3 protein-coding genes are annotated in these 14824 nt (G+C 75.4%); all 3 read left to right on the top strand.

Going from position 1 to position 14824, the window contains the following annotated elements:
- Positions 1-8829, top strand: an 8829-nt coding sequence (locus tag ACZ67M_RS37715; RefSeq protein WP_469854356.1) for an SDR family NAD(P)-dependent oxidoreductase, incomplete at its 5' end; no start/stop codon positions are given.
- On the top strand, positions 8826-14564 hold the full coding sequence (locus tag ACZ67M_RS37710; RefSeq protein ID WP_469854355.1) for a type I polyketide synthase: 5739 nt from the start codon (positions 8826-8828) through the stop codon (positions 14562-14564). The genes ACZ67M_RS37715 and ACZ67M_RS37710, both read left to right, overlap by 4 nt.
- 32 nt (positions 14565-14596) lie before the next feature.
- Positions 14597-14824 (top strand): polyketide synthase docking domain-containing protein (locus ACZ67M_RS37705; RefSeq protein WP_361368448.1); only part of this gene is annotated, 228 nt, incomplete at its 3' end.

Below are 14824 nucleotides of genomic sequence, written 5' to 3'. Positions count from 1 at the left end.
CCTTTGTGGCTGGGTTCGTTGAAGTCGAATGTGGGGCATGCGCAGGCGGCTGCGGGTGTGGGTGGGGTCATCAAGATGGTGATGGCTCTGGAGCACGGTGTGCTGCCGAGGACGTTGCATGTGGATGAGCCGTCGTCGCGGGTGGACTGGTCGGCGGGTGCGGTGGAGTTGCTGGCCGAGCAGCGGGAGTGGCCCGAGGTGGGCCGTCCGCGTCGGGCTGGGGTGTCGTCGTTCGGGGTGAGTGGGACGAACGCGCACGTGATCCTGGAGCAGGCACCGGCGGTCGAGTCGGTCGCAGGGCCGGAGGCGGTGCGCGACCTGACCGTCGTCCCGCTGGTCTTCAGCGCCAAGTCGCACGTCGCGTTGGAGGACCAGTCCGCACTTGTGACGCGGCTGCTTGAGTCGGCCGGTGACGTGCGCCCGCTCGATGTGGCTTTCAGCCTGGCCACGGGACGTTCGGTGTTCGAGCACCGGCAGGTCCGGGTCGGCGAGGTCACGGTGGAGGGTGTGGCGTCGCAGTCGTCCGGTCGGACGGTGTTGGTGTTCCCGGGGCAGGGGACGCAGTGGGCGGGGATGGGCCGGGAGTTGCTGGATTCTTCGTCGGTGTTCGCGGCGCGGTTGGGGGAGTGTGCGGCGGCGTTGGAGCCGTTCGTGGACTTCGATCCGGTCGAGGTGTTGCGTTCGGGTGCTGCTCTGGAGCGGGTGGAGGTGATCCAACCGGTCACGTGGGCGGTGATGGTGTCCCTGGCCGACCTGTGGCGCTCGGTGGGTCTGGTGCCGGATGCGGTGGTGGGTCACTCGCAGGGTGAGATCGCCGCGGCGGCCGTCAGCGGTGCGCTCTCGCTGGAGGATGCTGCCCGAGTGGTGGCACTGCGCGCTCAGGTGATCGGCCGTGAGCTGGCCGGTCTGGGCGGTATGGCGTCGATCTCCCTGCCGCGCGCGGACGTGGAAGCACGCCTCGCGGGTTGGGAAGGCCGTCTGGATGTCGCTGCGGTCAACGGCCCGTCCTCCACGGTCGTCGCCGGTGACGCCGACGCGATCGTGGAGTTCGTCGCCGCCTGCCGGGCCGACGAGGTCCGGGCCCGTCAGGTCCCGGTGGACTACGCCTCGCACTCGGCGCACGTGGAGCGGATCGAGGCCGAACTCCTCGACGTGCTCGCCCCGATCACCCCGACTGCTTCGCGGATCCCGTTCTACTCGACCGTCGAGGCGGCCCTCACGGACACGTCGACCCTGGACGCGGGCTACTGGTACCGCAATCTCCGTCACACCGTCCGCTTCGAGGAGACCGTCCGGCTGCTGACCTCGAAGGGCTTCGCGACGTTCGTCGAGTCCAGCGCGCACCCCGTGCTGACGATGGGCGTGCAGGAGACGGCCGATGTCGTCGCCGTGGGTTCGCTGCGCCGTGACGACGGCGGCCTGGCCCGTTTCCTGACCTCGGCCGCCGAACTGTTCGTGCACGGCGCGTCTGTCGACTGGGTGCCCCTCTTCGAAGGCACCGGCGCCCAGCGGGTCGACCTGCCCACCTACCCCTTCCAGCGCCAGCACTACTGGCACGAGCCCCTGGTCTCCGTTGCCGCCCCCACCGCCGCCACGGAAAGCGACGCCTGGCGCTACCGGGTGTCGTGGCAGGGGCTGGCCGGTGACGCGGGCGGTGCGCTCGGCGGGCGTTGGCTGGTCGTGGTGCCGGAGGGTGTGGAGAGTGCCGGGGCCGAGGCCGCGCTGGCCGGTGCCGGTGCGCGGGTCGAGCGGCTGGTGGTGGACGCGGGGAACGTCGAGCGGGGGGAGCTGGCCGCGCGGCTGGCGGCCCACGGCGACCTCGCCGGCATCCTGTCGCTGCTCTCCCTCGACCGTACTCCGGCCGCCGTCTTCGGAACCGCAGCCCTCGTGCAGGCCGCCGCGGACACGGAGACCGGGGCCCGGCTCTGGGCGGCCACCCGCGAAGCCGTGGCCGTCGTGCCGGGCGAGGTTGCGGAGGACGTCGGGGCCCAGATCTGGGCGTTCGCCCGGGTCGCCGCCCTCGAACTCCCGGCCCTGTGGGGCGGTGTGATCGACCTGCCCGCCGAGCCCGACGACCGTGCCTGGCGGCGGCTCGTCGCCGCGCTCGAAGGCCGCGACGGCGAAGACCAGATCGCCGTACGGGCCTCCGGGACGTACGGCCGCCGCGTCAGCCGGGCCGGCACCGCGCCCGTCCGCAGCCCCTACAGTCCGCGCGGCACCGTCCTGGTCACCGGCGGTACCGGTGCCCTCGGTGCCCAGGTCGCCCGCTGGGCGGCCCGGGAGGGGGCCGAGCACCTGGTGCTGACCAGCCGGCGCGGTCCCGACGCCCCCGGAGCCTCCGAACTCGCCGCCGAACTCCGCGCGCTGGGCGCCGAGGTGACGGTCGCCGCCTGCGACGTCGCCGACCGGGACGCGCTCGCCGCACTGCTGGACCGGCACCCGCCCACCGCCGTCTTCCACACCGCCGGCGTCCTCGCCGACGGCCTGATCGGCACCGTCACCGCCGAAGGAATCCGCGACGTCCGCGCCCCCAAGGCCGACGCCGCCCGGCACCTGCACGAGCTGACCTCCGCACGCGGGACGGACCTGGACGCCTTCGTGCTGTTCTCCTCCGTCACCGGAACCTGGGGCAACGGCGGACAGGCCGCCTACGCCGCCGCCAACGCCTCACTCGACGTCCTCGCCGAGCAGCGCCGCGCCCAGGGACTGCCCGCCACCTCCATCGCCTGGGGCCTGTGGGGCGGCGGCGGCATGGCCGAGGGCGCCGGCGAGGAGAGCCTGAACCGCCGGGGCATCAGGCCCATGGACCCGGACAAGGGCATCGAGGCACTGCACCGCGCCCTGGACCACGGTGACGTCTGCGTCACCGTCGTCGACGTCGACTGGGACGACTTCGCACCCCGCACCGGCGCCCTGCGGCCCGCCCCCGGCTTCACCACCGTGCCCGAGGCACGTCGCGCCCTGGAGGCCCAGGGACGCGGAACGGCCCCGTCCGCCGCCGGACCCTCCGACGGACTGGCGGCACGGCTGGCCACCCTCCCCGACCCGGAGCGCATGCGCCTCCTGGTCGAGCTGGTGCGTGCGGAGGCGGCCACCGTGCTGCGGCACCCCGGCACCGAGGCGGTCCTCGCCGACCGCTCCTTCAAGGACGCCGGATTCGACTCGCTGACCGCTCTGGAACTGCGCAACCGCCTCAACGCCGCCACCGGACTCACCCTGCCCGCGACCGTGGTGTTCGACCGGCCCAGCCCCGCCGTGCTCGCCGAGCACCTCCTCGGCAGGCTGCTCGGCGACACCGCGTCCACCGCGCCGCTCCCCGCCCGACCGGCGTCCTCTCCGGCCGCCGACGAGACGGACCCGGTCGTCATCGTCTCCATGGCCTGCCGCTACCCGGGCGACGCCGCCACCCCCGAAGCGCTGTGGGACCTGGTCACCGCCGGACGCGACGTCATCGGCGCCGCTCCCGTCGACCGCGGCTGGAACCTGGACGAGATCTTCGTCCCGGACCCCGAGAACCTGCCCCGCGGCCACACCTACGTCCGCGAGGGCGGCTTCCTGCACGAGGCCGCCGCCTTCGACGCCGAGTTCTTCGGCATCTCGCCCCGCGAGGCCCTCGTGATGGACCCCCAGCAGCGGCTGCTGCTGGAGACGTCCTGGGAGGCCCTGGAGCGCGCCGGCATCGACCCGCGCAGCCTGCGCGGCTCCCGTACGGGCGTGTTCGCGGGCCTCACCCACCAGGAGTACGCCTCCCGGCTGCACGAGGCCGACGAGGAGCACGAGGGCTACCTGCTCACCGGCAAGTCCGCCAGCGTCGTCTCCGGACGCATCTCCTACGTCCTCGGCCTGGAAGGCCCCTCGGTCTCCCTCGACACGGCCTGCTCCTCCTCCCTGGTGGCCCTGCACCAGGCCGTGCAGGCACTGCGCGCGGGCGAGTGCGACCTCGCTCTCGCGGGCGGTGTCACCGTGATGGCCGCGCCGGGTCTGTTCGTGGAGTTCTCCCGTCAGCGCGGCCTCTCGGCCGACGGCCGCAGCAGGGCGTTCGCGGACGCGGCGGACGGCACGAGCTGGGGCGAGGGCGCCGGCATCCTTCTCGTCGAGCGGATGTCCGACGCCGTGCGCAACGGGCACCCCGTCCTGGCCGTCGTCCGCGGCTCCGCCGTCAACCAGGACGGCGCCAGCAACGGCCTGACCGCACCCAACGGCCCCTCCCAGGAACGCGTCATCGTCCAGGCCCTCACCAACGCGGGTCTCGGCTACGACGACGTGGACGTGGTGGAGGCGCACGGTACGGGGACGCGGTTGGGCGACCCGATCGAGGCGCAGGCACTGCTGGCGACGTACGGACAGCGGAAGGAGGCCGAACGCCCCCTGTGGCTCGGCTCCCTGAAGTCGAACATCGGACATCCGCAGGCTGCCGCGGGTGTGGGCGGGGTCATCAAGATGGTGATGGCCATGGAGCGCGGCGTGCTGCCCAAGACGCTGCACGTGGATGAGCCGTCGACGCGGGTGGACTGGTCCGCCGGCGCGGTGGAGCTGCTGACCGAGCAGCGAGAGTGGCCCGAGGTGGGCCGCCCTCGCCGCGCGGGAGTCTCCGCCTTCGGCGTGAGCGGCACCAACGCGCACGTGATCCTGGAGCAGGCTCCCGCCGAGACCGGCACGCGGCCGGCCGCGCGGGAACTGCCCGTGGTTCCACTGGTCGTCACGGCGCGTTCGGCCAAGGCTCTGCACCAGCAGACCGAACGCCTCGACGCCCGGCTGGAGTCGCCCGCCGACCTGCGGCCGCTCGACGTGGCTTTCAGCCTGGCCACTGGACGTTCGGTGTTCGCACACCGGCAGGTCCGGGTCGGCGAGGTCACGGTGGAGGGCGTTGCCTCGGACTCGTCCGGCCGGACGGTGCTGGTGTTCCCGGGTCAGGGGACGCAGTGGGCGGGGATGGGCCGTGAACTGCTGGATGTCTCGCCGGTGTTTGCGTCTCGGATGGGGGAGTGTGCGGCGGCGTTGGAGCCGTTCGTGGACTTCGATCCGGTCGAGGTGCTGCGGTCGGGGGCTGCTCTGGAGCGGGTGGAGGTGATCCAACCGGTCACGTGGGCGGTCATGGTCTCGCTGGCCGACCTGTGGCGCTCGGTGGGCGTCGTACCGGATGCGGTGGTGGGTCACTCGCAGGGTGAGATCGCCGCGGCGGCCGTCAGTGGTGCGCTCTCGCTGGAGGATGCTGCCCGGGTCGTGGCACTACGTGCGCAGGTGATCGGCCGGGAGCTGGCCGGTCTGGGTGGCATGGCGTCGGTGTCGCTTCCGCGCGCGGACGTGGAAGCACGCCTCGTGGGTTGGGAAGGCCGTCTGGACGTGGCCGCGGTCAACGGCCCGTCGAGCACGGTCGTCGCCGGTGACGCCGACGCGATCGTGGAGTTCGTCACCGCCTGCCGCGCCGACGAGGTCCGGGCCCGTCAGGTCCCCGTGGACTACGCCTCGCACTCGGCGCACGTGGAGCGGATCGAGGCCGAACTCCTCGACGTACTCGCCCCGATCACCCCGCTTGCCGCACGCGTCCCGTTCTACTCCACGGTCGACGCGGCTCCGGCCGACACGTCGACCCTCGACGCCGGCTACTGGTACCGCAACCTCCGCCACACCGTCCGCTTCGAGCAGACCGTCCGGCTCCTGATCGAGGACGGTTTCGGGACGTTCGTGGAGTCCAGCGCGCACCCGGTGCTCACGATGGGGATCCAGGAGACGGACGATGTCGTCGCCGTGGGTTCGCTGCGCCGCGACGACGGCGGCCTGGCCCGTTTCCTGACCTCGGCCGCCGAACTGTTCGTGCACGGCACGCCCGTGGACTGGGCGCCCCTCTTCGAAGGCACCGGCGCCCGGCGGGTCGACCTGCCCACCTACCCCTTCCAGCACCAGCACTACTGGGCCCCGACCTCACCCGCCGGCACGGGGGACGCCGCGGCCGCCCGGTTCGGGATGCGCTGGGAGACGCACCCGCTGCTCGGCGGCGCGCTGCCGCTCGCCGAGAGCGGTGAGGTGGTGCTCGCCGGCCGTGTCTCCCTCGCCGACCACCCGTGGATCACGGACCACGCCGTTCTCGGGCGGACCCTGCTGCCCGGCACGGCCTTCGTCGAGCTGGCCCTGCGGGCGGCTGCCGCGACCGGCTGCGGCGGCGTGGAGGAACTGGGACTGGAGGCACCGCTCACGCTCACCGAGCGGACCACGGTCCAGGTGCAGGTGAGGGTGGAGACGGCCGACGGGAGCGGCCGGCGGCGTATGACCATCCACTCCCGCACCGAGACCGCCGACGGCTCCGAGACCCCCTGGACCCGGCACGCCGGCGGGGTGCTCGGCGCGGCCGCCCCCACGGCTCCGGTGTCCGACTGGGCGGGCGCGGCCTGGCCGCCGGCCGGGTGCGAGCGGCTGACCGCCGAGGACGTGTACGCGCGGTTCACGGAGCTGGGCTACGAGTACGGAGAGGTGTTCTCCGGCGTCCAGGCCCTGTGGCACCGGGAGGGCGAGGTCTTCGCGGAGATCGGACTGCCGGACCGGGCGCGGTCCGACGCGGCCCGCTACGGCGTGCACCCGGCGCTGCTCGACGCGGCGCTCCAGCCGTGGCTCGCGGGTGGACTGCTCGACGTGCCGGACGGTGCGCTGCTGCTGCCCTTCGCCTGGCAGGGTGTCACCCTGTACGCCGCGGGCGCGGACACCCTGCGGGTGCGTATCGCCCGGACGGGCACCGGAGAGGTGTCCATGACGGCGGTCGACCCCGCCGGTGCGCCGGTGCTGGACCTGGCCGCCCTCGTCATGCGCCCGGTGGAGCGGGGCCGGCTGGAGGCGCTCCTCGGGGCCGCCGGTGACCGGCTTCCCCTGTACCGGGTCGGCTGGCGCGGCACCGCCGGGTCGGCGCGGCCCGTGCGCCGGCTCGCCTTCATCGGATCCGGCGACGCCGGTGCGCGGGCCCGTTCGTCGGCCGCCGAGGTGGAGACGTACGCGGACCTGGCGGCCCTGCGGGCAGCGGTGTCCTCCGGCGCGTCCCCGCTGCCCGACGCCGTCGTCGCGGCCTTCCCGCCGCGGCCGGCCACCCCCGAGCGGGTGCGTGAGCAGACCGCGCGAGGACTCGCCCTGCTCCAGGACTGGCTGAGCGGGGACGAGGACACGGTCAGCGAGCGGGCCCGGCTGGTCCTGCTCACCGAGGGCGCGGTGGCCGCCGCGCCCGCCGAGGAACTGCCCGGTCTGGCCGGGGCCGGGCTGTGGGGCCTCGTACGCTCCGCGCAGACCGAGCACCCCGGCCGGTTCGTGCTCGCCGACACCGACGGCACGGACGCCTCGGCCACCGCCCTGGCCGCCGCACTCGGTACCGACGAGGAACAACTGGCGCTGCGCGACGGCGAGATACGGGTGCCCGGACTCGTCCGGCACGAGGAGTCCCGGGGCGCCGACGCGTCCCCGGTCACCGGACCGGCCCTCGACCCCGAGGGCACCGTCCTGGTCACCGGTGCGACCGGCACCCTCGGTGCGCTGCTCGCCCGGCACCTGGTCACCGCGCACGGTGTCCGCCACCTGCTGCTCGTCAGCCGCAGCGGAGCCGACGCCACCGGGGCCCGGGAGCTGAGCCGGGACCTGACCGGCCTCGGCGCGCGGGTGAGGATCGCCGCCTGCGACACCGCGGACCGACCCGCGCTGCAAGCCCTGCTCGCCGGCGTGGACGCCGCGCACCCGCTGACCGCCGTCGTCCACGCGGCGGGTGTGCTCGACGACGGGCCCGTCACCGCGCTCGACGCCGAGCGGCTGGACACCGTACTGCGGCCCAAGGCCGACGCGGCGCTGCACCTGCACGAGCTGACCGCGGACCTGCCGCTGTCGGCGTTCGTGCTCTTCTCGGGCGCCGCGGGCCTCCTCGGGCGGCCCGGGCAGGCCAACTACGCGGCGGCCAACACCTTCCTGGACGCCCTGGCCGCCCACCGCCGGGCCACCGGCCTGCCCGCCACCGCCCTCGCCTGGGGGCTGTGGGGAGAGGCCAGCGGAATGACCGGCCACCTCTCCGAGACCGACCTGCGGCGCATGCGCCGCTCCGGCGTCGCCCCCATGACCAACGCCCAGGGACTGGCCTTCTTCGACCAGGCCCTGGACCGGCCCGGCGACCAGTCCCTGCTCGTCCCGCTGCGTCTGGACACCCACGCCCTGCGCGCACCCGGGACCCGGACGCCCGTCCTGCTGCGCGGACTCGTCCCCGCCCCGTCCGCCCCCCGCGCACAGGCGGCCGGCGACACGGCGGCGCGGCCGGCCGGGACCGGACGCGAGGAACTCGCCCGGCGCCTGGCCGGCCTCGACGAGACCGCCCGGCAGCGGGAACTGCTCACCCTCGTCCGGGCGGAGGTCGCGGCCGTCCTCGGCCTCGACGGGCCCGACGCCGTCGACCCGGGCCGCGCCTTCCGCGACATCGGCTTCGACTCCCTCACCGCGGTCGAACTCCGCAACCGCCTGGGCGCCGCGACCGGGCTCCGGCTGGCCGCCGCCGTGGTCTTCGACCAGCCCACGCCGCACGCGATGACCGCCCACATCGGCGCCGAGCTGGCGGCGGCCGCAGGCGGCGTCCGGGAAGCGGGACAGGCCGCCCTCGCCGGACTGGAGACGCTGGAAGCGGCCGTCGCCGCGCTCGCGGCGGACGACATCCGGCGCGAGACGGTGCACCGCCGCCTGGCCGCGCTCGTGACCGCGCTCGGCCCCGCCGGCGGCCCGGCGGGCGCGGCCGGTCCCGAGTCGCTCGTGGCCGCCCCGGAGGACCTGGCGGACGTCGACGACGAGGAACTGTTCGCCTTCATCGAGGAGACGCTGTGACGACGGCACGCACCGACAGCACCGACAACACGGCCAGGACCCGCGACTACCTCAAGCGGGTCACCGCCGAACTCGTCGCCACCCGCGCCCGGCTGAAGACCGCCGAGGAGGCGGCGGAAGCCGCCCGCGAGCCCATCGCCATCGTCTCCATGAGTTGCAGGCTGCCCGGCGGCGCCGACACACCCGACGCCCTGTGGCGGCTCCTCACGTCCGGCACCGACGCCGTCTCGGGCCTGCCCGAGGACCGCGGCTGGGACCTGCCGGCCCTCTACGACGCCGACCCCGACGCCCACGGCACCAGCTACGCCCGCGAAGGCGGCTTCCTGCACGACTGCGCCGACTTCGACCCGGAGTTCTTCGGCATCTCGCCGCGCGAGGCCCTCGCCATGGACCCCCAGCAGCGGCTGCTCCTGGAGACCGCCTGGGAGACCTTCGAACGCGCCGGCCTCACCCGCGACGCCGTCCACGGCAGCCGGACGGGGGTGTACGCGGGAGTCATGTACGACGACTACGGCGCCCGCGTCCCGCACACCCCGGGCGCCCGCCTCCCCGAGGGACTGGAGGGCTACCTCGTCAACGGCAGCGCCGGGAGCGTCGCGTCCGGCCGGCTGTCCTACACGTTCGGGCTGCGCGGCCCCGCCGTCACCGTCGACACCGCCTGCTCCTCCTCGCTGGTCGCGGTGCACCTCGCCGCACAGGCGCTGCGGGCCGGCGAGTGCGACCTTGCGCTCGCGGGCGGGGTGACCGTACTGGCCACGCCGACGATGTTCATCGACTTCTCCCGCCAGCGCGGACTGGCCGCCGACGGCCGGTGCAAGGCGTTCTCCGACTCGGCCGACGGCACCGCGTTCGCCGAGGGCGCCGGGCTGCTGCTGCTCCAGCGGCTGAGCGACGCGCGCCGCGAGGGCCGCACCGTCCTCGCCGTCGTCCGCGGCTCCGCCGTCGGCCAGGACGGCGCCGGCAACGGCCTGACCGCCCCCAACGGACCCGCCCAGCAGGCCGTCATCCGGGCCGCGCTGCACGACGCCCGTCTCACCGCCGACCAGGTCGACGCCGTCGAGGCCCACGGCACCGGCACCAGCCTGGGCGACCCCGTCGAGGCGGAGGCCCTGCTCGCCACGTACGGGCAGGCCCACACCGCCGACCGGCCGCTGTGGCTCGGCTCGCTCAAGTCCAACATCGGCCACGCCCAGGCGGCGGCCGGAGTCGCCGGCGTCGTCAAGACGGTCCTGGCCCTGCGCCATGGGCTGCTGCCCCGGACCCTGCACGCGGACGTGCCCTCCACCCGCATCGACTGGTCGGCGGGCGCGGTGCGCCTGCTGCACGAGAACACCGCGTGGCCGGACCGCCCCGGGGAACCGCGCCGGGCCGCCGTCTCCGCCTTCGGCGCGAGCGGCACCAACGCCCACCTGATCCTGGAACAGGCCCCCACCACCGCCCCGACGCCCCCGGCCGCGTCCGGGTCGGCCGACACCGACTCCGCCGCCACCACGCCCGATTCCGCCGCTACGCCGGATTCCGCCGACACCCCGCCCGACCCCGCCGCCCCCACGCTCGCCCCCTCCGCGCCCGGCACCGGCTGGACGGTGTCCGCCCGGTCCGCGGCCGCGCTGCGGGAGCAGGCCCGCAGGCTGCTGGGCCACCTCGGCGCCGACGGAGCCGGCACCGACCCCGGGCTGCTGGCCGGCGTACTCGCCCACCGGCGCACCGCGTTCCCGGAGCGGGCCGTCGTGCTCGGTACCGGCGCCACCGAGCTGACCGACGGGCTCGCCGCCCTCGCGGCCGGGCGCGGCGCCCCCGGTCTCGTCACCGGACGCGCCGCCGACGGCCGCCGCACCGCGTTCCTCTTCACCGGCCAGGGCAGCCAGCGCCCCGGCACCGGCCGCGAACTCCACGCCGGCCGACCCGAGTTCGCCCGTGCCCTCGACGAAGCCGCCGACGCCTTCGCCCCCCACCTGGAGCGCCCCCTGCGCGAGGTGATGTTCGCCGCGCCCGGCTCGGCCGACGCCGCCCTGCTGGACCGCACCGAGTACACCCAGCCCGCCCTGTTCGCCCTCGGCACCGCCCTGTACGCCCTGCTCACCTCGCGAGGCCTGCGCGCGGACACCGTCACCGGCCACTCGGTCGGCGAGATCACCGCCGCGCACGTCGCCGGCGTCCTGTCACTGGAGGACGCCGCCCGCCTGGTCGCGGCCCGGGGCCGGCTCATGGGCGAACTGCCCGGCGGCGGCGCGATGGCAGCGCTCCAGGCGAGTGCCGAGGAGGTACTGCCGCTGCTGGCGGGCCGCGAACACGAACTCGACCTCGCCGCCGTCAACGGACCCACCGCCGTCGTCGTCGCCGGCGACGCGGGCGCCGTCGACGAACTCACCGCGCACTTCGCCGGCCTCGGCCGGTCCGTCAAGCGCCTGAAGGTCTCCCACGCCTTCCACTCCCCGCACATGGACGCCATGCTCCCCGAGTTCGAGACCGTCGTCCGCGGCCTCACCCTCAACGCGCCCGTGATCCCCGTCGTGTCCAACCTGACCGGCGCCCTCGCGGACGCGGAGACGCTGCGGGACCCGGACCATTGGATCCGGCACGCCCGCCGGCCCGTACGGTTCCTCGACGGACTGCGCGCCCTGCGCGCCGCCGGCACCGACACGTTCGTGGAACTCGGCCCCGACGCCGTGCTCACCGCCATGACCCGCACCATCCTCGACACCGACGGCACCGGCGACGACCCCTCCGGCACCGACGTGCTCACCCTGCCCGTACTGCGCCGCGACCACCCCGAGGGCGCCACCCTGGACCGGGCGCTCGCCACCGCCCACGCCCACGGCCTGCCCGTGCCGCCGGCCCCCGAGCCGGAGCCCGGCCCCGCGGCGGAACTCGCCGCGACGCTGCCCACCTACCCCTTCGAACGCACCCGGTACTGGCTCGACGCACCCGCCGGCGCAGCCCCGCTGGCCACCGCCGGACTCGACGACGCCGGCCACCCGCTGCTCGCCGCAACCGTCGAACTGGCCGACGAACAGGGCGGAGTGTGGACGGCGACGCTGTCCACCCGGACCCACCCGTGGCTGGCCGACCACACCCTGGCCGGCCGGACCGTCGTCCCCGGCACCGCCCTGCTCGAACTCGCGCTCACCGCCGCGGGCGACGGCTGGCGCATCGCCGAACTCACCTTCGACAGGCCCCTGGTTCTGCCCGACGACACCGCCGTACGGCTGCGGGTGACTCTCGGCGCCCAGGACGCCGACGGCTCCCGTCCGGTGACCGTGCACTCGGCGCCGATCACCCCCGGCGCCGACTGGACCACCCACGCCACCGGGCGCACCGAACCCGCCGGACCACCGGACGAGGAGCCGTTCACCGCGCTGTCCGGAACCTGGCCGCCGCCCGGCGCCGAGTCCGTACCACTAGACGAGGAGCACGCCCGGTTCGCCGCCGCGGGCGTCGGCTACGGCCCCGCCTTCCAGGGGCTGACCGCCGCCTGGAAGCTCGGGGACACGGTGTACGCCGAGGTCGCCCTGCCCGCCGCGCAGGCCGCGGACGCCCACCGCTACGGACTGCACCCCGCCCTGCTGGACGCCGCGCTGCACGCCGTGACCGCCGGCCGGCCGGACGCCCACGGTCTCGTCCCGTTCGCCTGGACCGGAACCGACCTGCACGCCCGGGGCGCTGACGCGCTGCGCGTACGCATCGCCCCGGCCGGCCCCGACGCGGTCACCGTGGCCGCCGCCGACCCCACCGGCCGGCCCGTCCTGACCACCCGCGGCCTGGCCCTGCGGGAACTCCCCGCCGACCGTGTCCTGGCGGCCGCCGCGGCGACCGCACCGGCCCCGCTGCTCCGGCCCACCTGGACCGCGCTGCCCCTCGGGCACCCGGCACCGGACCCCGGCACCTGGTACCTGCTGGGCGCCACCGACACCGACCCCGGGCTCGCCGCCGGCCTCACCGCCGCCGGCGCCACCGTGCACACCGCGGACGACCCGCACGGCGTACCGGCCGACGGCGCCACCGCGCCCCAGGTCCTGACCACCCTGCCCGCGACCGACGACCCGCACCGGGCCGCGCACCTGGCCCTGGAACTCGCGCAGCGCTGGCTGGCAGCCGGGCACCTCGCCACCGCCCGCCTCACCGTGCTCACCCGAGGAGCCACCGACACCGCCGGACCCGTCACCGACCCCGCCGCCGCGGCCGCCTGGGGCCTGCTGCGCACCGCGCAGACCGAACACCCCGGCCGCTTCGCCCTGGTGGACACCGACGCCACCGACGCCTCCCACCACGCCCTGGCCGCCGCCCTCGCCGCCGCCGGACCCGACGCCCAGCTCGCCCTGCGCGCCGGAACCGCGCACACCCCGGCCACCACCCGCGCCACGACCACCGCGACCGGCACCCGCCTGAACCCCGAGGGCACCGTCATGGTCACCGGCGGCACCAGCGGCCTCGGCGCCGCCGTCGCCCGGCACCTGGTCACCGCCCACGACGTGCGCCGGCTGCTGCTCGTCAGCCGCCGCGGCACCGAGGCACCCGGCGCCCGCGAACTCGTCGCCGACCTCACCGCCTCGGGCGCCGAGGTCACCGTGGCGGCCGGCGACGCCGCCGACCGCGAACGACTCGCCGACCTCCTCGCGCAGGTGCCCGCCGCCCACCCGCTCACCGCCGTGGTGCACACCGCGGGCGTCCTCGACGACGGAGTGCTGACCGCCCAGACCCCGGAGCGCGTCGACGCCGTCCTGCGGCCCAAGGCCGACGCCGCACGGATCCTGCACGACCTCACCAAGGACCTCGGCCTCGACGCCTTCGTGCTCTTCTCCTCGGCCGCCGGACTCCTCGGCAGCGCCGGACAGGCCGGCTACGCCGCGGCCAACGCCCACCTGGACGCCTTCGCCTCCTGGCGGCGCGCCCAGGGCCTGCCCGCCCTCTCGCTGGCTTGGGGCCCCTGGGCCGGCGACGGCATGGCCGCCGCTCTCGACGGTGCCGACGCCGTCCGGCTGCGCCGCACCGGACTCGTACCGCTCACCCGCGACGAGGGCCTCGCCCTGTTCGACGCCGCCCTGCGCACCGACGCGCCGGTCCTGCTGCCGCTGCGCCTGAGTGCGGGCCGCGCCGGCACCGACGTACCCGCCGTGCTGCGCGGCGCCACCGGCGCCCCGCGCCCCACGGCGGCCCGCACCGCCGACGTATCCGCCTCCGCGCCCGGCACGACCACCCTCGCCGAGCGCGTCACCGACCTGCCACGCGCCGAACGCGCCGCCCTCGTCCTCGACCTCGTCAGGACCGAGGTGGCCGCGGTCCTCGGCCACGCCGACGCGGCCGGCATCCCGGCCGGCCGCAGCTTCAAGGAGGCCGGCTTCGACTCCCTGACCGCCGTGGAACTGCGCAACCGGCTCACCGCCGAGACCGGTCTGCGCCTCACCCCGACCCTCGTCTTCGACCACCCGACACCACAGGCCCTCGCCGAGCACATCGACAGCGAACTGCCCGGCGCCGACACCGCGGTCCTCACCCTGGTCGAAACGCTGACCCGGGCCGTGGCCCAGGCCGACACCCTGGACGACCGTGCCCGGCACACGGTCGCCGAGCGGCTGCGGGACCTGCTCACCCGGCTCGACGACCAGGGCGGCGACACCGCCCCCGCCGGACCAGAACCGGGCACCGACGCCTCCGGCAACGTCACCGAACTACTCCAATCCGCCTCCGACGACGAACTGTTCGAGCTGCTCGACAGCGGTTTCCGCGCCGTCTGAAGCCTCGGCAACCACACCTTCAGGGGAGAGCTGTGTCCGCCAACGACACTCACAAGGACGCCGCCGGCAACGAGGTCCGGCTCCGCGACTACCTGCGCCGCGCCATGGCCGAACTGCACGAGACCCAGGAGAAGCTCCGCCGGGCCGAGGAGCGCGGCACCGAACCCATCGCGATCGTGGGGATGGCGTGCCGGTTCCCGGGTGGGGTGGGTTCGCCGGAGGGTTTGTGGGATCTGGTGGTGTCGGGTGGGGATGCGGTG

Source organism: Streptomyces sp. NPDC107500 (assembly GCF_055582785.1).
Note: the sequence above shows the minus strand (reverse complement) of the source record. Positions and strands in the feature narration are given on the sequence as shown.